Genomic DNA, 23,070 nt, shown 5'->3' with positions numbered 1-23,070 from the left:
GCTGTCACGAAAGGGGCGACTGGGGAACGCGGGCGCGGGGCCGGACCAGCTCTCCGCTGTGGTCGAGGGCGTGTGCGGTGACCCCGGTGATACGGGCCAGCACCTTGCCGTGACCGGTCACGGCGGTCAGGTCCCCGGTGGCGAAGTCGCAGTGCAGCCGGATGGCCGGGTGCTCCGCGCTGAGTTGGCAGTCGTTGCCCGGCCCGCCGAGCTCGACCTCGTCGAGGCCGGCCATCGGACCGACCAGCGGCGGGTGGTCACCGCGCGGTGGGAGCAGCAACAGGTGCACCATCGCGTCCAGCAGGATCGCCGGTACGGTCATCCCCGCCAGGGCCGGGGCCCAGGCGGCGTGGTCCAGACCGAACCTGGCGCTGTTCCCGTCCGGCCCGCGGGCGTAATCGCTGGTCCCGGCGAACGGGCCGGTGAGCGAGATCGGCGGGTCGGGGGAGTAGACCGGCATCGCGAAATCGGGTTCGGGGTCGTGGGACGAGAAGTCGGGCGGTCCGTCGAGCACGGGATGGCGATCCGCCAGCACGACCGTCGTCTCGCACAGCAGGTCGTTGAAGCGCAGCACCTTGCCGTTCTTGCCGATCCGGTGTGCCGTCATGCGAACGGCCACCTCGACGCCGTCGCGCCTCCGGCTGGTGACCCGGGCCTCCACCGCGACGGTGCGCGGCGGCCCGGCGAGCCTGATCGTGATCGACGTCCGGCAGACGAGACCGCGGAACCCGGTGACCACGAGGTCGGGGCAGAGGGTCGCGGCCGCGGCGGCCGCGGCTTCGAGGGTGAACGTACCGGCCAGTGTGTACTCACCGTTGACGCGGTGGTGGCGCATCCACCGCCCGTCCCGCTCCGCCAGGGTGTGCGGATCCCAGGTCTTGGTGAAGACGGCCCAGCTCTTGCCGCGGTGCAGGACACCGTCGAGCAGCGGACTGGTCAGCGACGGATCCGGCGGGGCGGGCGGCGGCGCGTCCGGGGCGGGGATCCGCGGCTCGCCGGAGGGGCCGTAGGCGCTGGTCCCACCCGAGCCGTAGGTGCCGATCCCGCGCCGGGCCAGCAGGACGCGTTCGTCGTCCCGGATGAAGAACGCCACCCCGGTGGCCGGTGGCCGGGTCACGGCGGAGAGGAACTGGGCGCAGCCCTGCTCGGTGCTGATGTAGGCGTCCATCTGGTTGCGCTTGAGGGTCTCCCGCATGGTGACGCTGCTGGCGACGCCGACCTCCCGCCAGCCGCTCCAGAGGATCGCCAACTCCTGGTGGCCGTCGGGCCCGTGCCGCTGGGCCCAGGCGCTCGCGTACGCGAGGTACTCGTTGACGGCGCAGTAGTCGATGTCACCGGGCGCGGGAGCGAGCGTCGCCAGGGTGCTGAAGTTGCACCAGATCCGGGGCGGACGCCCGGCCAGGGCCCGTTTCAGGTTGCGGTAACCGGTCGCCTTGGTGGCCCGTACCGCCCGGAAATCGGACAGGGTCTTGGCGTGCAGCGCACGCGACCGCAGGTCGAGGACGGTGTTGATGAGCAGGTCGATCCGTCCGTGCCGGTCGACGACCTCGTCGAGGACGGCGCTGGTGGCCTCGGCGTCGAGGATGTCGCACACACGGTGGTGGACCCGGTCCTGGCCGCACAGTTCGGTCAGCCGCCGCACGGTGCGGCGTACCTCCAGGCGCGCCTGGGCCTTCTCGTACGCGGCGCGCAGCTCACCCACCGACGCGCCGGGGCGGCCGCGGTGTTCGGCGGCGATGAACTCGGCCTGCGGCGGCAGCGCGTCGTCGCCTTCCGGCAGCGGGGTGCGGCCGATGACGTACACCTGCGGCCGGTCGCTGGTGCGGGCGATCGCGTGGAGGAGCTCGGGGGTGATGCCCCGGGCGCCGCCGAAGGCGACCACGACCGCGCCGGGCGGCAGCGAGGCGGCTCCCGCCGGGGGCGGTGGAGCGTGGTCGTCGGCGACGGCCAGGGTGAACCAGTCGCCCCCGCGGCAGGCCAGTGTGTGGGTCGGCACCCGGGCGGTGCCCGCCCGCGCCAGCTGGTCCAGGGCGGTCACGGCGTCCGGCGCGTCGCTGAGCAGGGTCACTCCTCCGCACTGCGGGACCTCGGCCCGGACGGAGCGGATGAGGCCGGTGAACAGCCCGCTCAGTGGGGGTGGCAGCTCGTCCGGCACCGCGCCGAGCAGGAGCGCGCCGAGCGAACCGCCGGTGCGCAGCGCGGGCAGCGCCGCCTGGAGGGTGGTGAACGTGAGGTCCTGGAGGTCCTCCAGCCGGGTGGCCTCGGTGTCGTCGCTCCCTTCGCCGCTCCCGTCGTGCTGGACCGGCAGCCGGGACAGGACCCGGATATGGCGTGGGATGAACGGCAGCTCGGCCAGGGCGCCGGGCGCCCCCTCGGGCGGGACGTGGGTGGCGGCTGCGAGGCCCGGTCGCGGTGACCAGACGGCGGTGTCCGGGCCGGTGGCGGCCGCGGCGAGATCCGGGGCGTCGGTGATGACGATGGTGCCCGGCGGGATCGACCGGGTGGCCGAGCCGTTCAGCGGCGGGGTCATCGGGACGAACCGGAGGGTCTGGCGGCGGCCGGTGAAGTCCTCGGCGTGGTCCGGGCCGGCCGGGTCTGGCGCGGTGGGTTCCGGCTCGGTGTGTGCCGTACGGTCCGGCTCGGTGTGTGCGGCCCGGTCCGGTTCGGGTCGTGCCGTACCCCCCGGCGGGGTGAACCGGATCAGTGGTGATCCGGGGGCGGCGGGCGTCACGACGGTGTCCGCACCGGTGGAGACCGCCTTGAGGACCGCCAGCAGCGCGTCCAGCGACAGATAGGTGTGTCCGGCGTCGGCCAGTACGGGAAGGGCGTGCCCGGGCGTGTCCGGGCGCCGCGGATCGGTGGCCTCGACCGCGGTGGAGAGCGAACCCAGGACGGGCAGGTCGTGCTCCAGCGCGGTGGACAGCCGGGTGACCGCGAGGACGGCGGCACCTTCCGCGATGGACCGGCCCTCCGGTACCAGCTCGTCGAGGTGGCGGTCCCAGCCGCTGATGGGCCGCTGGCACACCGCGCCGACGAGGGCGAGGTCGCAGGCGCGGTGCCGGAGTTGGCGCAGCGCCAGGTCGAGAGCGGTGTGCGCGGAGTCCCGGTGGGCGTAGACGCTGGTGCCCATACCCCGGAAGTCGTAGTAGTTGGCGGCCCGGCCCGACAGGATGCAGGAGACCGCCCCGGTGAAGTCGTCCTCGTTCAGATCGCCGGGGATCACCCCCTTGGCCTCCGCCATCCCCTTCGCCAGGTACTCCTTGAGCGTCTGCGCCCGCACCGGGTCGGGCAGGATGTCGAAGGTGGTGGCGCACTCGCCGGCGTGCACCCGCAGCGCGGCCCGGGTGTTGTGCGTGGTCGGCAGCGTCGCTCCCACGACCACCGCCGTGGTGGGCCGCAGGCTGACGCCCGGCTCGCCGAGCCGGTCCAGCAGCGGGCCGAGGGCCTGGAGCATCATCAGGTGCGCGGGGTCCATATGCCGCATCGTCAGCGGCGGGATGCGCACCTCACGCGGGGACGGCAGGGGGTACGGCATACCGAAACCGGCCTCCGGCAGCGGGCCGTCACCACTCAGCCAGGCGGGCACCTGGGCGGTGTCCAGGCCGGGCAGATGGGTGTTCCAGCCCACGACGACCAGTCGCTCCGTGTCCGCGGGAGCCGCACCGCCCCGCCGCCGCGCGGGCGCGGCCCGCGGCACGCGGTCGGACAGGACCACATGCGCGTCCGCCCCTCCGAGGCCGAACGACGAGACCCCGACCACGCGCGGCCGTGCGTCCTCCGACGGCCAGGGCGCGTCCCTGACCGGTACGGTCAGCCGTGTGCCGTCCTCCAGCAGCGGGTGCGGATCGGTGACCACGGGCTGACCGGGGACCGCCCCGCGTTCGAGGGCCACCAGCGCGTGCGCGACCGAGACCAGCCCCGCCAGCACGCCGGTGTGCCCGAAGACCTGCTTGTTCGAGGTCAGCAGGCACGCCCGCTTCCGCGGCCCCAACCGGGAGAGCAGCGAGCGCAGTTCGATCTCGTCGCCCACCGGTGTGCCGGTGCCGTGCGCCACCACCCAGTCCACGTCGTCGGCCTCGATGCCCGCGTCGGCCCAGGCCCGGGCGATCGCCAGCTCCTGCCCGCGGGTGGCCGGAGCGTGAATGCCCTTGCCCCGGCCGTCGGCGGCGAGACCGGTGCCCCGGATGACACCGAGCACCCGGTCCCCGTCCGCCACGGCCCGCGCGTACGACTTCAGGGTGAGCATGATGGAGCCCTCACCGATGAGGGTTCCGTCGGCCGCCTTGTCGAAGGGGCGTATCCTGCCGCTCATCGAGATGCCCTGGGCCCGGCAGAAGAGGGTGAACCCGATCGGCTCGATCACCGAGGTGCCACCGGCCAGCGCCACATCGCAGGACCCCTCGCGCAGCGCCTTGACCGCCGCGTCCAGCGCGAACAGTCCGCTGGCACAGGCCGCGTCGAGGGTCAGGTGCTGGGAGTCGTCGGGGATCAGTCCGCGCAGCGCGTCGCGGGAGACGGACGCGGGCAGGTAGGCCTTCGGGTCCCCGCCGTCGCCGCCGTAGTACGCGCTGATCGCGTGGTCGGCCAGCTCGGCCAGCCAGTCGCCGTCCTGGTCGGCGGGGATCGCCTCGCGCACCATGCGCCGGTACTCGTCCCCCAGCACGACGCCCTGGGGGCCGAGCCCCGTCTGGTCGTGGATGCCGGTGGTCGTGGCGAGCCACCGGTCGGTCGGGCGCCGGTGCACCCCTGCCAGGGCCTGAACGGCGCAGTGCCGCAGCCAGCGAGTGGTACGCGGCCATCCGGGGCGGCCGACGTTCCCGTCCGGTTCGGCGATCGAGGCGGGGTCGGGGACGAAGCCCTGGACGTACGCGGCCTCCCGAACGTAGAAGGCGTCGGTCTCCTCCCGGGTGGGCGCCCAGAAGTGCTCCAGGTCGAAGGCGGACGGCTCGCTGGAGATCAGGGCGCCCTCCCGTAACCGGTCCCAGAACTCCGCCGCGTTGTTCGCGCCGGGCAGGACCAGACCGAGGCCGACCACGGCGACGGCTTCGGGGTCTGTCTGGGGTGGTTGGTCGGGTGCCGGTGCTTGCACCGGAGCCGGGGTGGCCACCGGTGCGGGGGTCGGAGCCGGTGCGGGTGCCGGGTGGGCGGCCGCCGGTTGTTCGGGGGCGGGTGCGGGTCGGCTCGTCTCGGCCGGCGCCCTCGTCACCGCCGCCGTCGTCACTGCCGCCGCCGACACCGGTTGGCGCCTGGCGGGCCTGCTCACCTGGTCCGCCAGCCTGCTGTGCAGCCGCAGGCCCTGCATCCCGCCGATGCTGATGCCGCCGTCCGCGACGATGGTCTGCCCGGTGATGAAGCCGGCGTCCTCGTGCAGGAGGTGGACGATCAACTTGGCCGCCTCCGGCGTCGAGACGGTACGGCTCATCAGCTCGCTGGCCTCGGCCGGACCACCGGGCGTCGCCGCCGGGCCGTCCAGGTTGACGACGATCTCGCTGGCGACGGAGCCCAGCAGCACCGTGTTGACCCGGATGCCCTGGCCGACCAGCTCGAGCGCCAGATAGCGGACCAGCGACTCCAGGGCCGCCTTGGTGACACCGCCGGGGCCGTAACCCTGAACCGGCTGGTGCGCCCCGACGCTGGAGAGACAGAGGATGCTCGCCCCGTCTCGTCCCGCCATCAGCTCGGCCGCCCGGCGCGAACAGTGGTAGGCCGCCATCACGTTGGTGGACCACGCCCGCTGCCAGTACGTGTCATCGATGTCGAACAGCGGCAGGAAGGCCCCGCCCGCGGCGTTGTTGATCAGAATGTCCAGGCCGCCGTGCCGCTCCTGGATCAGGTCGAACATCCGGTCGATCTCGCTGGTCTTGGCCACTGAGGCGCGGATGAACTCGCAGCTGTGCCCGGCCTGCTCCAGCTCCGCCCGCAGCCGCTCCGCCTGTTCGACCGAGTGGAAGTAGTTGACGATCACGTGGGCACCGCTCCCCGCCAAGCGGCGAACGATGTCCGCGCCGAGGCTCTTCGCGGCCCCCGTCACCAGGGCGATCCGACCCCGCAGATTCTCTGTGGAGGTCATCGTGCGGCAGCCCCCGATCGAGCCTGTACGACGGCCTCCGCGATCCGGCGCAGCGTGCCGACGGTCAGCAGCGAGGAATTCGCCCGCAGATCGGGCAGGTCGTACCGGTCGGACACCATCCCGAGCAGGGCGACCTGCTTGAGCGACTCCACACCCAGCTCGGCCTCCAGACCGTCGTCCTCACCGAGCAGATCGGGCGGGTAGCCCAGGAAGTCGCCGTAGAGAGTCCGCAACTCCGCCAGCACCGTTTCGTAGTCCAATCCGGCAGAGGACGGCGAGGTGACAGGGGCGACGACGGCCGGGGCGACCGCGGCCGGTGCGACCGCGACCGGGGCGACCGGGGGAGCCGGAGCCGCCGGAGCCGGAGCCGGGGCCGGGACCGGAGCCGGGGCCGGGGCCGGGGCCGCAGGAGCAGACACGGCCACGGGGGCCGGGGCCGGAACGGGGGCCACATAGGACACAGGGGCGGGGAGCGTCGCAACCGATCCGGCCGGAGTGGGTTCACTCACCCGTACGACGGGACCATGTCCGTTGCCCGACGGTGCCGACAGGCGCGAGCGGAACGGGCCACCGCCGGTGGAGTCGGCGACCAGCGCCCGGACGGCCTCGACCGGGTCGCTCTCGCTCAGCGGAACGAGACACCGCACCCCAGGGATCGACGCCTCCACGAACTTGGTGACGACGGGCCACTCCCCGCACTCGACGAAGGCGTCGGCGCCGGCCGCGTGCAGCTCACGGATGGTGTGCAGCATCCGGACCCGGGAGGTGAGCGCGCCGGCGACCAGTTCGACCGGGTCGTCGTCGCCGACGTCCCGCCCCAGCCACGGGGAACACACCCGCCAGCGCCCGGCACCGTACGGAACCCGTGGCGCGGACTCCCGCAGGTCTCGCGCGGCCTGTGCCATCGCCGGAGTGTGGGTCGGATGCGGGACGTCGAGTTGGAGACTTGGCCAGCCGAGCGCGTCGGCCACCCGCTCCACATGCTCGATCAACGCTTCGGGGCCGCTGATGACGCTCTGCCGAGGGGCGTTCTCGCAGGCCAGGACCAGGTGCGGATGGTTGATCAGCTCGGCGAGCGACTCCGCCCGGCGGCCGTCCACTCCGACCGCGAGCATCTTGCCGCCCCAGCTCTGCCGGGTCAGTACCTGGGACCGGGCCACGGCCAGCCGCGCGGCGTCCTCCACGGACAGATGCCCCGCCGCGGCCAGAGCCCACAGCTCTCCGATGCTCTGCCCGACGATCGCGATGGGCTTGGCGCCCTCGGCGATCAGCATATGGTGCGTCGCGATGCTGACCGCGAAGATCTCCAGATATTGCACTTCGGGGCCGCGCCGGTCGCTCATCTCGTTCGGTTCGACAAGCCGGGCACTGATGTTGGGCAGCCCCATTTCCTGGGCGGCCTTGTCGATTCGGGACAGCGTTTCACGTACGGCCTCGTAACGGTTGTGCAAGTCGCGCAGAATCCCTCCGCGCGGAGCGGCAACCGTTCCCGGCATGACAAAGACAGAATCCACCACGTGCATCACCCTCATCTCCCGTCCCGACTGCCGGCGATGTTGCATTGGCTCAGCCGGGGCCCTGAAACGCCACGACGGCGCGATGAAATCGACGACATACGTCCGCTTGCTGCGGTATATCGGAGCGGCGAGTCCAGCGAAATTCGACCCTGGCCACCCATTGTTGATGGCCATTCCCGCAAATGCGCGACCCTGAGGAGGGTTTTCCTTGCTGATCGGGTTCGCTAATTAAGGTAACTGCGCTCCTTTCCGGGGGTCAACGATCTTAGGGTTTCAGTTTCGGCCTAAACCGATTGTGTTCATGACTAGTGAATTACGTGATGCCAGGGGGCGATTGCGGTCTTGTCGCTCGACAAGGCCTCGTGTTAGCCACGCCTGGCCAGCTATGGCACTGATGTCCGCAATGTCGGTTCTGATTTAACATGATGGAGGTGTTTGAACGTGATACGTACGGGATTTCGACCATCTTTCGGAGAATCAATGTGGCCGAGACCGAGTGCTTGCGTACGCCAATCAGTTCTTTAGCTGTTAGTGCTCCAGCTGGATTTCTTCATTTGCGCTGGTCAGCGGCTCGGGTGCGGTAGGAGCGGCTCGTGAGGAGCCCCAGGGCCGACTGCGGGCGAAAATGATGTCGCCGGAGGACCCTGGCCGGTCGAGGATGGGCTGGTCCGCTGCCTCAGGCTGGCCCGACACCAGGATGGAGAACTCCCTGTGACCCTCACCGATCTCTACCCCGCCGACCGCCTGGAGCGCGCCCGGGCGGCCGCCGCCGACGCGGGGCTGGGCGCGCTGCTGCTCAGTCCCGGTGCCGATCTGCGCTATCTGACGGGTTATCACGCGCTTCCCCTGGAGCGGCTCACCTGTCTTGTGCTCCCCGTGGACGGCGAGCCCTTTCTTCTGGTGCCCGAGTTGGAGCGGCCCGCCGCGCTCGCGTCCCCGGCCGGGAACCTCGGCATCGAGATCACCGGATGGGCCGAGACCGAGGATCCGTATGCCCTCGTCGCGGCCAGGCTGCCCGCCGGTGTGGCGCGGGTCGGGGTCGACAACCACATGTGGGCCGAGAAGGTCGTCGCCTTCCGCGCCGCGCTGCCCGACACCGACCAGGCACTCGCCGGAGAGGTGCTCGGCGGGCTGCGGATCCGCAAGAGTGAGGCCGAGGCCGAGGCGCTGCGCCGGGCGGGGGCGGCCATTGACCGGGTGCACGCCCGCATGGGCGAGTGGCTGCGCGTGGGGCGCACCGAACGGGAGGTCGGCCGGGACATCGCGGAGGCCATCGTGACCGAGGGCCATGTGCGGGTGGACTTCGTCATCGTCGGCTCCGGACCCCACAGCGCCAGTCCCCACCATGAGCTGTCGGACCGGGTGATCCAGCCCGGTGACCCCGTGGTGGTCGACATCGGGGGGACCACCGAAGACGGCTACTGCTCCGACTCCACCCGCGATTACGTCGTCGGCGAGCCGCCGGCGGAGTACCGACGGCTGTACGAGGTGCTGTTGACCGCCCAGCGTGCCCAGACCGATGCGGTGCGGCCCGGTATCACCGCCGAGCAGCTGGACGCGATCGGCCGTGATGTCATCGCGGACGCGGGCTTCGGGCCGCACTTCATCCACCGCACCGGTCATGGCATCGGGCTGGAGACGCATGAGGAGCCCTACATCGTGGCGGGCTCGGCCCTGCCGCTGGAGCCCGGCATGGCCTTCTCCGTCGAGCCGGGCATCTACCTTCCCGACCGGTTCGGAGCCCGCATCGAGGACATCGTCATCTGCACCGACGACGGCGGTGAGCGGCTCAACCGCACCAGCCGTGAACTGGTCGTACTGCCCTGACCGTGTGCCAGGTCGTTGACAAAGTCGATGAGCGGTAGAAATCTGTCAAAGCAACGCTGCAAAAGATAGACGAAATCACTCAACTCTTGCACTGCGGCTGGCTCGGCACCACCGCGGCATCGTCTGGGCCCGCTGAACACCGTCATCGTCCACCAGGCGATCGAGAGGGCCTCATGAGAAGAAGACACCGCGGTCGACGGTTATGCACCGGGCTTGTGACGGCAGGTCTGCTCACGGTCGGGCTGCTGCCGGTGACAGCCCATGCCGCGGAGGGAGCCCATGCCGCGGAGGGAGCCCGGGCCGCGCAGGGAGCGAACCTGGCGCTGGGCAGGCCGGTGACGGCCAGTGGGGCGCACGGCTCCTACCCGGCGAGCAATGTCACCGACGGCAGCCAGGCCTCCTACTGGGAGGGCCCCGCCGGCTCGTTCCCCCAGTGGGTGCAGGTCGACCTCGGGACCACGGCGGACATCGACGCGGTGGCACTGAAGCTCCCCGCGTCGTGGGAGCCCCGCACCGAGGCGGTGAAGGTCCTGGCCAGCACTGACGGCCAGGACTTCACCACCGTGGTTCCGGATGTGCGCAAGGACTTCTCGCCGTCGTCCGGCAACACCGTGGCGCTCGACGTCACGGCCGAGGCGCGGTATGTGCGCGTACAGGTGACCGGCAACACCGGCTGGAACGCCGCCCAGCTCTCCGAGGTGGAGGTGCGCGGGGAGGCCGGCGGGGAGGACCCGGGGGACCCGCCCGCGGGCACCAACCTGGCCCTGCGCAAGCCGATCGAGGCGTCCTCGACCACCCAGGACTACATCGCGAGCAACGCCAACGACGGCAGCACCTCCACCTACTGGGAGGCGAGCGGCCAGTCCTCGACGCTGACCGCGAAGCTCGGCGCCGACGCCGATCTGACCGGCGTCGTCGTCAAGCTGAACCCCGATCCCGTCTGGTCCACCCGGTCGCAGAGCATCCAGGTGCTGGGGCGGGCGGCCGGAGAGTCCGGTTTCACCTCGCTGAAGGCCCGGGCCGACTACGCCTTCAGCCCGTCGCAGAACAAGAACACGGTGACCATCCCGGTCACGGGACGGTACGCGGACGTACGCCTGGCCTTCTCCGGCAACACCGGCGCCGGTGGAGGGCAGGTCGCCGAGTTCGAGGTCGTCGGCACGGCCGCGCCCGCCCCCGACCTGACCGTCACCGAACTCGCCTGGTCGCCCGAGTCGCCCTCCGAGGCGGACGCGGTCACCGTCGAGGCGACGGTCCGCAACGCCGGGACGGCCGCCGCGCCCGCGACCACGGTGAACGTCAGCCTCGAGGGCACGGTCGCCGGCAGCGGAGCCGTCGGGGCGCTCGCGCCGGGCGCGTCGCTGAAGGTGCCGGTCAAGGTCGGTAAGCGGCCCATGGGCAGCTACACCGTCTCCGCCGTCGTCGACCCGGCCGACACGGTCCCTGAGCTCGACAACACCAACAACAGCCGCAACGCCGCCTCGAAGCTGGTCATCGGCCAGGCCCCCGGACCGGACCTGGAGGTCACCGGCATCACCACCAACCCCGCCAGCCCGGCCGCCGGTGCCAAGGTCACCTTCACCGTCGCGGTGCACAACAGGGGCACGAGCGCGGTGCCCGCCGGATCGGTCACCCGGCTCACCGTCGGCGGGACCACACTGAACGGCACGGCGGGCGCCATCCCGGCCGGTGGCGCGGCCACCGTGGCCATCGGCGGCGACTGGACCGCCACCAGCGGGGGAGCGACGCTCACCGCGACGGCCGACGCCACCGACACCGTCGCCGAGACCAACGAGGACAACAACACCTTCGCCCGCTCCCTCGTCGTCGGACGCGGCGCCGCCGTGCCGTACACCGAGTACGAGGCGGAGGACGGGCGGTACGACGGCACCCTGCTGAAGACGGACGCCAAGCGCACCTTCGGGCACACCAACTTCGCCACCGAGTCCTCCGGGCGCGCATCGGTCCGGCTCGACACCAGCGGTCAGTACGTGGAGTTCACCTCCACCACGCCGTCCAACTCGATCGTCGTCCGCAACTCGATCCCGGACGCGGCGGGCGGCGGCGGCAGGGAGGCGACCATCAGCCTCTACGCGGACGGCACGTTCGTCCGCAAACTCACCCTGTCCTCCAAGCACAGCTGGCTCTACGGCACGACCGACGACCCGGAGGGCCTGACCAACCGGCCCGGCGGCGACGCCCGGCGGCTGTTCGACGAGTCCCACGCCCTGCTCACCGACACCTACCCGCCGGGTACGACGTTCCGGCTCCAGCGGGATTCCGGTGATGACGCCGCCTTCTACATCATCGACCTGGTCGATCTGGAGCAGGTCGCGGCACCGGCCGCCAAGCCCGCCGAGTGCGTCTCCATCACCGACTACGGGGCCGTGCCCAACGACGGCATCGACGACGCGGACGCCATCCAGCGCGCCGTCACCGCGGACCAGGAGGGCGCGATCCCCTGCGTGTGGATCCCCGCGGGCCAGTGGCGCCAGGAGAAGAAGATCCTGACCGACGACCCGCAGAACCAGGGCCAGTACAACCAGATGGGTATCCGGGACGTCACCATCCGCGGTGCCGGGATGTGGCACTCCCAGCTCTACTCGCTGATCCCGCCCCAGGAAGCGGGCGGGATCAACCACCCCCACGAGGGCAACTTCGGCTTCGACATCGACGACAACACCAAGATCTCCGACATCGCCATCTTCGGCTCCGGCACCATCCGCGGCGGCGACGGCGGTGCCGAGGGCGGGGTCGGGCTCAATGGCCGCTTCGGCAAGAACACCAAAATCACCAATGTGTGGATCGAGCACGCCAACGTCGGCGCCTGGGTCGGCCGCGACTACTCCAACATCCCCGCGCTGTGGGGGCCCGGTGACGGCCTCGAATTCAGCGGCGTACGGATCCGCGACACGTATGCCGACGGCGTCAACTTCACCAACGGCACCCGCAATTCGACCGTGTACAACTCCTCCTTCCGCAACACCGGTGACGACTCACTCGCCGTCTGGGCCAACAAGTATGTGAAGGACACCTCGACGGACATCGGCCACGACAACCACTTCCGCAACAACACCGTCCAACTGCCCTGGCGGGCCAACGGCATCGCGGTCTACGGCGGCTACGGCAACACGATCGAGAACAACCTGATCTCCGACACCATGAACTACCCGGGGATCATGCTGGCCACGGATCACGACCCGCTGCCCTTCTCGGGCGGGACGCTCATCGCCGACAACGGCCTGTACCGCACGGGTGGCGCGTTCTGGGGCGAGGCGCAGGAGTTCGGCGCGATCACCCTGTTCGCCCAGGGGCAGGACATCCCGGGGGTCACGATCCGCGACACCGATATCCATGACTCCACCTACGACGGCATCCAGTTCAAGACGGGCGGCGGCGCGATGCCCGGCGTCCGGATCGATAACGTCACCATCGACAAGTCCAACAACGGATCGGGGATCCTCGCGATGGGCGGGGCGCGCGGCGACGCCACGCTGACGAATGTGCGGATCACCAATTCGGCCCAGGGCGATGTGGTGAAGGAGCCCGGCTCGCAGTTCGTGATCAACGGCGCCGCGAACCGGTCCTCCGCGTCGCGCGACTGAGCGCGGCGCCCGGCACGTCCGGCCGCTGCCCCGGAAGGCGCGACGCCTTCCGGGGCAGCCTGGGGCAGCGGGTGGCTCTACACCGCGCCGTCGACGAACGCGGCGCGGATGCCGTCGACGTCGGAGCCGAGCAGGCCCAGCGTCCGGGCCGTGCGGCCGCCGGCCACGAAGTCCTGTCCGCACAGGGCCGTGCCCAGGGCGACGAACGAGTCGGTCAGCGGCAGCGGGAGTCCGATCTGCGCGGCCAGCGAACTCCAGGTGACCAGCCCGAAGGGGATGTCCTCGGTGAAGTACCGGTGCTTGACCGAGTCGGGTTCGGGGAATCCCTGCCGCCCGTAGCCCTGCACGATGCGTTCGACGAAGCTGCCCTCGGTCACCTCGTACGCGGTGCTGAGGAAGTCCCAGAAGCTGGCCGCCTTCACTCCGAGGGCGTCCGCCAGGGCGAGCCGTTCGCGGTCCAGGGCGTCGATGACCTCGGCGATGCGCGGTGTCACCAGGCTGTGCAGCGGATGGCAGTCGGCGTCTTCGACCGTCTTGAAGTTCAGGACCGCCGGCGGAACGTGGTAGATGGGGTTGCAGTTGTTGAGCCCGACGGTCAGCGTGTCCTCGCCCGGCACATACCGGTCGCCGAAGTACGTCCGCAGGATGTCAAGAGCCCGGGGCGTGTCCGCACTCGGTACGGCGGCCAGCGGGACCGCGTGCTTGATCGCCCCGATGTAGACGTGCGCGGGGCGGCGCAGCCGGCAGGTGTACAGGCTGGTCGGCGTCTCCGCGATGAGGCAGGGCCGCCGGCCGGCGAGCGCGAACATGCGCGCCAGCTCGACGCCGCTGCCGAGCACGCCCGGCTGGAACAGGACGAGCTGGTCCGGCTCGAGGACGGGGGCGAGTTCCTGGGACAGATAGGCGTGCGCGAACGCGGGCGCGGCGACGATGACCACCTCGGCGCCGCCGACGGCTTGTCCGAGGTCGGAGGTCAGCACCGAGGGTGTGCCGTGGCCCTCGACGTCTCCGGTCATGTCGATGCCGTCGTTGGCCCGGATCGGTTCGAGGTCGCGGCCCCACCTGTCGAAGATCCGTACGTCGTGTCCCTTGAAGGACATGTGGCCGGCGATGGCCTGGCCGACGTTGCCCGCGCCGATGATGGCGATGCTGCCCATGGTGAGTGACTCTTCCGTGTCGATGTGGTGGGGAGTGGCCTCGGCTTCGCCGAGCCGTGTGAGGTGGTGAAGTGGCGGTGGTGGCGTCATCTGACGGGCACCCCCGGTCCGAGCGGGATTCCCAGGGCGTACCAGAGGGCGAAGAAGGACGACCACGAGACGAGTACGGCGAGGGCCACGGGAACCGTGAAGGACAGCATGGTCCCGATGCCCGCGCCCTTCCGGAACTGCTGGAGGAATCCCAGGGCCAGCACGAAGTAGGCGTTCATGGGCGTGGTGTTGGTGACCGAGTCCCCGATCATGAAGGAGACCATCGCCGCCTGCGGGGAGAGCCCGATGTACATCGCCAGGGGGACCACGACGGGGGCGAGGATGGACCACATCGCCGAACCGCTGCTGATGATGATGTTCAGTCCGCTGATGGCCAGGATGATCACGAGCAGGATGATGAGGTGGGGCGCGTCCAGGGACTTCAGAAGCCGGGCGCCCTCGACGGTGATCACATTGCTGATGCCGGTCCAGGTGAAGTATGCGAGGAACTGCGCGACCACGAAGAACAGCACGATCACCGGGACGAAGGACCTCACCCCGTCGGCCATGGCGGACGGGACGGCCGACAGCGAGGGGATCGTGCCCACCTGCCTGCCGTAGACGATGCCGAGGATCGCGAACAGCAGCGAGATGAACACGGCGATGTTCACCACGACCACGGACTGGACGACACTGCCGCCCTCGCCGCGGAACGGGGATCCCGGCAGCAGCAGCGCGGACACCGCCAGGACGTAGAGCAGGAGCACCGCGCCGGTCAGCCTCATGGCGCGCTTCTCGACGGCGCTCAATGTGAATGAGGAGGGGCCCTCGGCGGCCGGCCCGCCGTGCTGCGGTACCTCGCCGTGGGCGGTGGTGTTGAAGAGCCTGTCGGCCGCCTCGTCGTCCTCGGGCGTCGGTTCGAACTCGGGCCGTCGGGCCAGGACACGGTCGACCGTGAGGGCGATGACGGCGGCGAGGAACACCGATGAGACCGCGGTGAAGAAGTAGGTGGCCACCGGAGTGATGACATAGCCCGGGTCGACGGTGTGCGCGGCCTCGGCCGCCAGGGACGATCTGACCGCGTCGGCCGGTGTCACCAGCGGGCTGGCGTTGAAGCCGATGGCCGTCGACGCGTAGGCGACCATCAGACCGAGCACCGGGCTGCGGCCCACGGTTCGGAAGGCCAGCGCTCCCAGCGGGATCATCACGATGTAGGCCGAGTCGCTCATGACGTGCGCGATCATGGAGCCGAACGCGATGGAGAAGGTCAGCCACCGAACGGGCAGCCGGCCGATGGTGACGCGAAGAAGCGCGGTGAGCAGGCCGCTCTTCTCGGTGACGCTGACGCCGAGAAGCACGACGACCACGACCGACAGCGGCGCGAACCCGGCGAAGTTGTCCAGTGCGGACTCCGCCGCGAACTTGGCTCCCTGAAGCGAGAGCAGGCTCTTGACCGCGACGGAGTCACCCGTCGACGGCAGTGTGACGGACACGCCCACCCCGGCCAGCACGGCGCTGAGCACACCGAGCAGCGCCACGAAGATCCAGAAGAGCCAGAACGGATGGGGGAGCCTGTTTCCCGCCCGTTCCAAGGCGCTGAGCGCCCGGAACAACCGGTTCATGGAGCCATCCACGGTCGGACTGCTGCTTCGAAGTTGCGTCATCTGGGGCCTTATCGGGTCGGCGGTGAACGCGGCTCTGGGGGCTCGCGGGGAGGGTTCCGCTTCCGTTCAGCACGAGTCGGTCCTGCCGAGCGTCGTGCAATCCCTGTGATATTTCACAGGGATGATACGCTGCGAAAGGCGGATGTCAACAGGTCTTCGCGCAGGTGGTCGCCGATTGGCGAGGGCCGCCACACAGTGCTTGAAGAGGAGCCGTGCCGTGAGTTCGGGATCGTCGATGGCGCAGCAGGCGTACGCGTCCCTCAAACGCGACATCATCCGATGCCGCCTCCGCCCCGGCGACGTCATCATCGAGGCGTGGCTCGCCGAGCGCTACGGCATGAGCAAGACCCCGGTGCGCGAGGCCATCAACGCGCTGCGCAGGGAAGGTCTCGTCGTCGTCGTCCCGCGGCGCGGCACCTTCGTCAAGCCGACGGACCTCGGCGACCTCCAGGACACCTACCGCCTGCGACGGCTCCTCGAACCGGAAGCGGCCGTGCTCGCCTCACAGCGAGCCGGCGACGAGGACCTGGACCGCCTGGACGCGCTGAGCGCGGCGACCGTGGCGCCGAACGCCTCACGCCCCGACTTGAACGAGGCGAACCGGCTGCTGCATGTGGCGATCGCCGAAGTCGCGCGCGTGGCGCTGATGATCCCGATGATCAACACCCTGCACGAGGAGATCGAACGCTTCCTCAACCTCCGGGGCGAACTCGGCCGCCCCCCTTACACAAGCGTCAACCACGGACGTCTGGTCGAGACGATCAGGAGGGGTTCGGAGGACGAGATCAGGAAGGTCGTCCTCGAGGGCATCGAACGCTCGCGCCAGTACATGCTGGACACCCTGCTGTCCGGAGGGAACGAGGCGAACGGCGCGGGGAAGCCGGTGTAGTCGGGCGTTCCGGGCGGGGGCGTCTTCGGGCGCCCGGCCTCGGAACGGCCGCTCAGGGGGAGGGCGGTCAGCCGATGGGGTTGACGAAGGTGGCCGGGTGGGTGGCGCCGCTCTGGTCGACGAGCGGGCCCCAGGGCCACTTCAGGGTCAGTGAGCGGGTCTCGTTCGGCGGGGTGACGGTCACGGAGGCGGGCATCCAGGTACCCTCCTCGTTCTCGTTGGCCATGGCGAGGTTGATCGTGAAGTCGGTGCTGTCGCCGGGGCCCAGGGTGATCGAGCCGTACTTGGCCGCCGAGCGGGCCGGCGACCAGACCTGACCGCCGTTCCCGGGCCTGAGGCCCACGCCCGGGAAGCCGCCGATCTCGCAGGTGCGGCCGCCGGTGTTGGTCAGCACGACGCTGGTGGTGGTCGAACCGCTCGCGTACGGGTCCGGGGCCGCGTCGTCGCCGGTGGCGAACGCCGCCTTCAGGCCGGAGGTGTGACAGCGCTCGACACCAGAGCCCGCTCGGTCGCCCCGGGCGGGCCGCGAGCCGTCGGCCCGCTTGCCCGCGGCTCCCGCCTGGGCGCCGGAGTCGGCCTGCGGCTCGGAGCCCCGCACCTCGGTGGACGGGCCCGTGCCCTCGGGGTCCGTGGCCTCGGGGCTCTCGGCGGTCACAACCGAATCCGCTCTGCCCGAGACCTTCGTACCGGAGGCGTCCGAGCCGGAGCAGGCGGTCAGGGTCAGACCGGCGGCCGCGGTGAGAGCCGCGGCGGCGATGCGCAGGGTGCGGCGACGGACGGTGTGGCGACGGACGGTGCGGATGGTGCGGATGGTGTGCGAGCTCATTTCGGGTTCCCCCGGGGCGATCGGCGTCGTTGTCTCCTCGGTACGTCGCTCACCCTGCCGAGGGGCTCTGGCGGGAGGCTGCCGCTCCGCTAACGCCCGATAACACCCGGCTAACGCCCTCGGCGACCGGCAGGGGACATCGCGACACCGCACCACCGCGACACCGTGAAGTCGCGCACTATCGCATTCAATCGGAAACGCGTACTATCGCGTTCTGGTCGGTCGTGGCCGCCCAACTCCCCCCGCACGCCCCCGATTTCTCCGAGGAGCACCCTCCCATGCCTGCGCTGCTGGACCCGGTCCTGGATCTGCTGATGCTCCGCGGCACCGTCACCGAGGCCGAACCGATCGCCGCCCGTATGCGCCGGCTGCGCGTCGAGGGCGACGCCCTCGCCGGGCTCGACGTCCGCCCCGGACAGCAGGTGCGCGTCCTGGTCGGCTCCGGGCTGACCCGCCGTACCTACTCCGTGTGGCGCTACGACCCATCCGGGGCCGTCGAGTTGTGCGTGCTGGACCACGCCGGAGCGGGGCCGGGGGCGCGCTGGGGCAGTGGCGTCGAGGTCGGTGAGCGGGTGCGGCTGGGCAAACCCGAGGGGTCGTTCACGCTCCGGCCCGAGGCCGCCCATCATGTCTTCGTCGGGGAGGAGACGGCGTCCGTCGCCTTCGGCGCGATGCTGGCCGCACTGCCGCCCGGGGCGCGCGTCTCCGGCTGCGTGGAGACGGAGACGGCCGCGGACCGGCTGCCGCTGGCCCACTCGGACCGCCTCGACTGGCTGCTCAGGGGCGGCACTTCACTCCCGGACGCGGTGCGGCGCCTCGCCCCCGAGCCGGGCGGGATCGCCTACGTCGCCGGGGAGGCCCGGACCGTGCAGCGGGTGCGGCAGGTGCTCGTCCGGGAGGCGGGCTGGGACCGGCGCGCGGTGCTCACCAAGCCGTTCTGGGCGCCGGGGAAGCGGGGGCTGGAGTAGGGGTCGACTCTGGGTGGTTCGCCATGGCCGCGCCTCTCGTCTCCTAGCTTGCTAGGATGCTAGCATCGCACTCGTGGGTGACAGGGAAGTCAAGCAGTTCAACGTGTACCTGCCGATCGAGCTGATCAAGCAGGTCAAGTACCACGCCATCGAGTCGGGCATGTCCTTGTCGGCGCTGGTCGCCGACGCGCTGCGCGCCTACCTCGACGACGCCCATGGGGACGAACAGCGATCGATCGAGAAGGAGAGCTGACATGGCGACCGAAGGAATCGAGGCCGTGTTCCTGACGACCCACAACTGGGGCACGTCGGCGAGGTTCTTCCAGGCGCTCGGGTACGAGCTGGAGTTCGCGACCGACCACAACTCCGGTCAGCTCCGCAACGGTGACGGGCCGTACGTCTTCATCTCCGAGGTCCCCGAGGACCAAGAGCCCCAGACACGGATCGTGCTGAAGGTGGCGGACGCGGACGGGTTCCGCCCCGACCCCGCCGTCGAGGTGGTCACGCCGTTCGCGGACACCCATTACGGGACCAGGGAGATGACCGTCCGCGACCCGGACGGACGCCTGTGGAGCCTCCAGGCTCCCGCCAAGAGCTGACCGCGGCGAAAGACGAAAGGGGAAACACCGTCATGGACGAGCGGACCGGGGCGCCGGACAGTACCGCGGTGCGGACCGCCCTCTGGCGGGCGATGCATGTCCAGGTCGACCCACCACCGCATGTGTTCGAGGACGAGATCGGCCTGCGGCTGGCGGCCCCCGGGCCCGACTGGCGCCGCCGCCCCGACATGGACCCGGACATCACCAGGGGGTTCCGGGCGGCCGTGGTGGCCCGCGCTCGTTTCATCGAGGACCTGATCGACGATCGGGCCGACCAAGGCGTCACCCAGTACGTCATCCTGGGAGCCGGTCTGGACACCTTCGCCCAGCGCAGGCCGGAGGCCGCCTCCCGGATACGGGTCTTCGAGGTGGACCAGCCCGGCCCACAGGCATGGAAACGCCATCGCCTGAACGAACTCGGCTATGGCGTCCCCGACTGGCCGCACCTGGTGCCGGTCGACTTCGAGGCGAGCGAGGACTGGCTGAAGCAGCTGGCCGCCGCCGGTTTCGACACCGGCAGTCCCGCGGTCATCGTCTCCACCGGCGTCAGCATGTACCTCACCCAAGACGCCATCGCGGCCACCCTGCGCCAGATCACCGGGCTCGCACCCGGCTCGACGCTCGCCATGACCTTCCTGCTGCCGGTCGAACTCCTCGACGCCGCCGACCGCCCCGGCTTCCGGGCGAGCATGGAAGGCGCGCGGGCGTCCGGAACGCCGTTCATCAGCCTCTACGAACCGTCCGAGATGCTGGAACTGGCCCGCGAAGCCGGTTTCACGGACGTCCGGCACGTGTCGGGGGCTTCGCTCGCCGAGCGCTACTTCGCCGATCGCACCGACGGCCTCCGCCCCTCGAGCGGAGAAGACCTGCTGCTGGCCACCATCTGACGCGCACGACCGGATAGCGTCCCCCCACGGCGATCGCAACGGCTGGCGCGACGGCGAGGACTCCGAGGCCACGGCCGAGGGCCTCACGGCCCGGTACGAGCGGGTGGCCGGGATGCTCCGCGCACGCCTCGGCGATCCACTGCCCGAGGGCGCGTACCGGCACCCCGAGAACGAGGGAACCGGTGTACCGGTGCCTGGCCTGGGAGCGGGGGCACTCCTGGGTGCTGCTGATCGTCACCGACGACCCGATGACCTACGGCGCCTACGACCGGGCAGGCATCCAGGTGCGCCCGAGGGCCTGACCGTGTGGTGTCGCGAGCGGTTCCGGAGTGATCCGGGCTTCAGGGGGCACGCCTTCAGGGGACGCGCCTTGAGGGGACGCGCCTTCAGGGGACGCGCAAGGCCCGGCGCCAGTGGTCGGTGACGGTGTGGCGCAGCCGCGCGGTGTCGACGGCGCGGGGGTCGAGGAGGTGTTGCAGTCCGATCCCGCGCAGCTGTCCGAGGACCGCGATGGCGACGTCGTCGGGGTCGGTGTCGGTGCGCACGTCGCCGTCGGCGATCCCGGCGGCGACATCGGTGCGCAGATCGGAGCGGAATGCCTCGTCGCGCTCGCGGAAGATCGGGGCCAGTTCGGACGCGGTGGCCGCTTCGGCCCACAGCAGCAGGAAGGCCCGGTTCATCGTTCCGGCGCTTCCGGAGGCGCCGATGTAGCCGTCGACGAGTCGCAGGAACCGGTCCAGCCCGGGTGGGAGGTCCGCGAGCCCGGGGACGAAGCCGGCCTGGGTCGCGCGGGCCAGCCGCTCGATCAGGACCTGCTTGGACCCGAAGTGATGGGTGACGATCCCGCGGCTGTAGCCCGCCCGTTCGCCGACCCGCGCCAGCGTCAGCGAGCGCACACCGTGCTCGACGACCAGTTCGGCGGCTGCGTTGAGCAGCGCGGCCTCGGCCTGGGCGCGGCGCTCCTGCTGGGTACGGCGAGTGGTGACCATGGGGATACTCTAACAACTAACTTGTGTGTCGGCCGACAAGTATGCGAGGATCGCGGGCCGCTCCATGGGCGGCGTGAGCGATGAGTTCGGGCGGCGGATCGGGTCTGCCCTGACATGACGCGAATCATCGCTGACATCTCGGTCTCCCTCGACGGCTTCGTCACCGGCCCCGACCCCGGCCCGGACAGCGGTCTGGGCGCGGGTGGCGAGGCCCTGCACACCTGGGCGTTCTCCGACGACCCCGACGACCGCCGGGTCCTGCGCGAGGGGACCGTCCGCTCGGGGGCGGTCGTCCTCGGCCGCCGGCTCTTCGACGTGGTCGACGGGCCGGGCGGCTGGGACGACATGATCGGCTACGGCGCCGGCGAGGTCGGCAAGCCCGCGTTCGTCGTGGTGACGAGCTCGCCGCCGGAGTCGGTGCGGCTCACCGACCTCGACTGGACGTTCGTCACCACCGGCCTGCCCGACGCCGTGGCCGCCGCGCGCGAGCGCGCCGAGGCGGCGTCGGCGGGCAGCGGCAAGGACCTCGACGTCGTCCTCATGGGCGGCGGCGCCACGGTCGGTTCGGCGATCGGGGCCGGGCTGGTCGACGTCCTGTCACTGCACCTCGCGCCCGTCCTGCTGGGCGCCGGAACGCCACTGTTCACCGGCGGAGCGCCGCGCACCCTGGTCCAGCGGGGCGTGCTCCCGACAACGACCGCGACCCATCTGACCTACGACATCCTCTGACGACGTCATTGACATGTTCACGAGCTCTCCTTATGGTCCAGGCCATCCTGTCCGTATTTGGGAACTGCGTTCTCATCCATGAACAGTGGAGGTCATCGGATGGCACGAACCAGAACCGCGTTATTCAGTGTTCTCGCCCTGCTGGCCGGCCTGCTGAGCCTTCAGCTCGGCGGACCGGCCCCACGGGCCACGGCCGCGCCGGCCGCCTTCACCCACCCCGGGGTGCTGGTGAGCCGGGCCCAACTCGACTACGCCCGCTCGAAGGCGCAGGCCGGTCAGCAGCCCTGGAAGGCCGCCTACGACGACATGATGGACAGCTCCTACGCCTCGCTGTCGCGCACCCCCAAACCGCGCGCCGTCGTGGAGTGCGGCTCGTCGTCCAACCCCAACCACGGGTGCACCGAGGAGCGCCAGGACGCCATCGCGGCCTACACCGACGCGCTCGCCTGGTACTTCACCCGGGACAGCAGGTACGCCAAGAAGTCGATCGAGATCATGGACGCCTGGTCCGCCACGATCACCGATCACACCAACAGCAACGCCCCGCTCCAGTCCGGCTGGTCCGGCGCCACCTGGCCGCGCGCCGCCGAGATCATCAAGTACACCTACGACGGCGGCTGGCCGGGCGCCGGACGGTTCGCCACCATGCTGCGGAACGTGTACCTCCCCGAGGTGATCAACGGAGCCGCCACCAAGAACGGCAACTGGGAACTGGTGATGACCGAGGCGGCCATCGGCATCGCGGTCTTCCTCGACGACCGCTCCACCTATGACAAGGCGGTCAGCACCTACCACGACCGCGTCCCGGCGTACATATACCTGACCAGCGACGGCGATCTGCCCAAGCCGCCCGCGGACAGCAGCATCAACACTGAGGCCGAGATCATCAAGTACTGGCAGGGCCAGCGCACCTTCGCCGACGGCCTCGCCCAGGAGACCTGCCGCGACTTCGGGCACACCGGCTGGGGCATCGCCTCCATCGCCGACATCGCGGAGACCAGCCGCATCCAGGGCCAGGACCTCTACCCGAAGATCCAGGACCGGCTGCGCTACGCGCTGGGCTTCCACACCGCCTACGAGAACGGCACCGCCGTGCCGTCCTGGCTGTGCGGCGGGTCCGTCAAGAAGGGCCTGGACCAGGTCACCGAGGTCGGCTTCAACGCCCTCCACAACCGCCTCGGCATCAGCATGTCCAACACCCAGAAGTACACCGAGGCCCACCGCCCGTCCGGCACGGACAACTACTTCAACGCCTGGACGACCCTCACCCACGCGGACAACCCGTCCTGACCGAACGACGGTGCCCCGGCCCC

15 protein-coding genes are annotated in these 23,070 nt (G+C 70.6%); 9 read left to right on the top strand and 6 right to left on the bottom strand.

From position 1 onward, the window contains the following. Positions 1-4: 4 nt before the first annotated feature. Both ABD329_RS15535 and ABD329_RS15530 read right to left on the bottom strand, forming a co-directional pair. The gene (locus ABD329_RS15535; RefSeq protein WP_344316506.1) at positions 5-6,070 is read right to left on the bottom strand and encodes an SDR family oxidoreductase; all 6,066 of its coding nucleotides are present in this window, start codon (positions 6,068-6,070) and stop codon (positions 5-7) included. Beyond that, positions 6,067-7,521, bottom strand: a complete 1,455-nt coding sequence (locus ABD329_RS15530) for an acyltransferase domain-containing protein (protein WP_344316505.1) — start codon at positions 7,519-7,521, stop codon at positions 6,067-6,069. The genes ABD329_RS15535 and ABD329_RS15530 overlap by 4 nt, the downstream gene beginning before the upstream one ends. Positions 7,522-8,298: 777 nt before the next feature. Here ABD329_RS15530 and ABD329_RS15525 point away from each other — a divergent pair. After that, positions 8,299-9,414: a M24 family metallopeptidase gene (locus ABD329_RS15525; protein WP_198277831.1), complete on the top strand. Its 1,116-nt coding sequence runs from the start codon at positions 8,299-8,301 to the stop codon at positions 9,412-9,414. Between the two features lie 173 nt (positions 9,415-9,587). Continuing rightward, positions 9,588-13,019, top strand: coding sequence for a CARDB domain-containing protein (locus tag ABD329_RS15520; protein ID WP_198277830.1), 3,432 nt, complete (start codon positions 9,588-9,590; stop codon positions 13,017-13,019). Positions 13,020-13,096: 77 nt separating this feature from the next. Here ABD329_RS15520 and ABD329_RS15515 read toward each other — a convergent pair whose 3' ends face one another. Together ABD329_RS15515 and ABD329_RS15510 are read right to left on the bottom strand one after the other, a co-directional pair. Then, positions 13,097-14,176, bottom strand: a complete 1,080-nt coding sequence (locus ABD329_RS15515) for an NAD/NADP octopine/nopaline dehydrogenase family protein (RefSeq protein ID WP_198277829.1) — start codon at positions 14,174-14,176, stop codon at positions 13,097-13,099. A gap of 86 nt (positions 14,177-14,262) precedes the next feature. Next, complete coding sequence (locus ABD329_RS15510) at positions 14,263-15,828, bottom strand: AbgT family transporter (RefSeq protein WP_198277828.1); 1,566 nt, start codon at positions 15,826-15,828, stop codon at positions 14,263-14,265. Between the two features lie 259 nt (positions 15,829-16,087). On the opposite strand from ABD329_RS15510, the gene ABD329_RS15505 reads away from it, so the two are divergent. Next, positions 16,088-16,759 (top strand): GntR family transcriptional regulator, encoded by a 672-nt coding sequence (locus ABD329_RS15505; RefSeq protein WP_198277827.1) that lies wholly within the window; start codon positions 16,088-16,090, stop codon positions 16,757-16,759. Between the two features lie 67 nt (positions 16,760-16,826). On the opposite strand, the gene ABD329_RS15500 is transcribed toward ABD329_RS15505, so the two are convergent. Beyond that, positions 16,827-17,585, bottom strand: a complete 759-nt coding sequence (locus tag ABD329_RS15500) for a DUF4232 domain-containing protein (RefSeq protein WP_198277826.1) — start codon at positions 17,583-17,585, stop codon at positions 16,827-16,829. 278 nt (positions 17,586-17,863) lie between these two features. Between ABD329_RS15500 and ABD329_RS15495 the strand changes: the two genes are divergently transcribed. From ABD329_RS15495 to ABD329_RS15480, 4 genes are all read left to right on the top strand, one after another. Next, positions 17,864-18,553: a siderophore-interacting protein gene (locus ABD329_RS15495; RefSeq protein ID WP_198277825.1), complete on the top strand. Its 690-nt coding sequence runs from the start codon at positions 17,864-17,866 to the stop codon at positions 18,551-18,553. A 73-nt stretch (positions 18,554-18,626) separates the two neighbouring features. Further along, a complete protein-coding gene (locus ABD329_RS15490) occupies positions 18,627-18,806 on the top strand; it encodes a ribbon-helix-helix protein, CopG family (RefSeq protein WP_198277824.1) in 180 nt (59 codons plus the stop codon). A gap of 1 nt (position 18,807) precedes the next feature. Continuing rightward, entirely contained in the window at positions 18,808-19,152 is a 345-nt protein-coding gene (locus ABD329_RS15485; RefSeq protein WP_198277823.1) for a VOC family protein, read from the top strand. A gap of 32 nt (positions 19,153-19,184) precedes the next feature. Beyond that, entirely contained in the window at positions 19,185-20,039 is an 855-nt protein-coding gene (locus tag ABD329_RS15480) for a class I SAM-dependent methyltransferase (RefSeq protein WP_198277822.1), read from the top strand. Positions 20,040-20,425: 386 nt separating this feature from the next. On the opposite strand, the gene ABD329_RS15475 is transcribed toward ABD329_RS15480, so the two are convergent. Then, entirely contained in the window at positions 20,426-21,028 is a 603-nt protein-coding gene (locus ABD329_RS15475; protein WP_198277821.1) for a TetR/AcrR family transcriptional regulator, read from the bottom strand. Between the two features lie 114 nt (positions 21,029-21,142). On the opposite strand from ABD329_RS15475, the gene ABD329_RS15470 reads away from it, so the two are divergent. Together ABD329_RS15470 and ABD329_RS15465 are read left to right on the top strand one after the other, a co-directional pair. Then, on the top strand, positions 21,143-21,757 hold the full coding sequence (locus ABD329_RS15470) for a dihydrofolate reductase family protein (protein WP_198277820.1): 615 nt from the start codon (positions 21,143-21,145) through the stop codon (positions 21,755-21,757). A gap of 99 nt (positions 21,758-21,856) precedes the next feature. Beyond that, entirely contained in the window at positions 21,857-23,047 is a 1,191-nt protein-coding gene (locus ABD329_RS15465) for an alginate lyase family protein (RefSeq protein ID WP_198277819.1), read from the top strand. The last annotated feature ends 23 nt before the right edge of the window (positions 23,048-23,070 follow it).

Origin of the sequence: Streptomyces javensis, assembly GCF_039525925.1 — a bacterium.
Lineage (GTDB): Bacteria > Actinomycetota > Actinomycetes > Streptomycetales > Streptomycetaceae > Streptomyces > Streptomyces asiaticus.
This window is presented reverse-complemented; position numbering and strand designations above follow the sequence as displayed.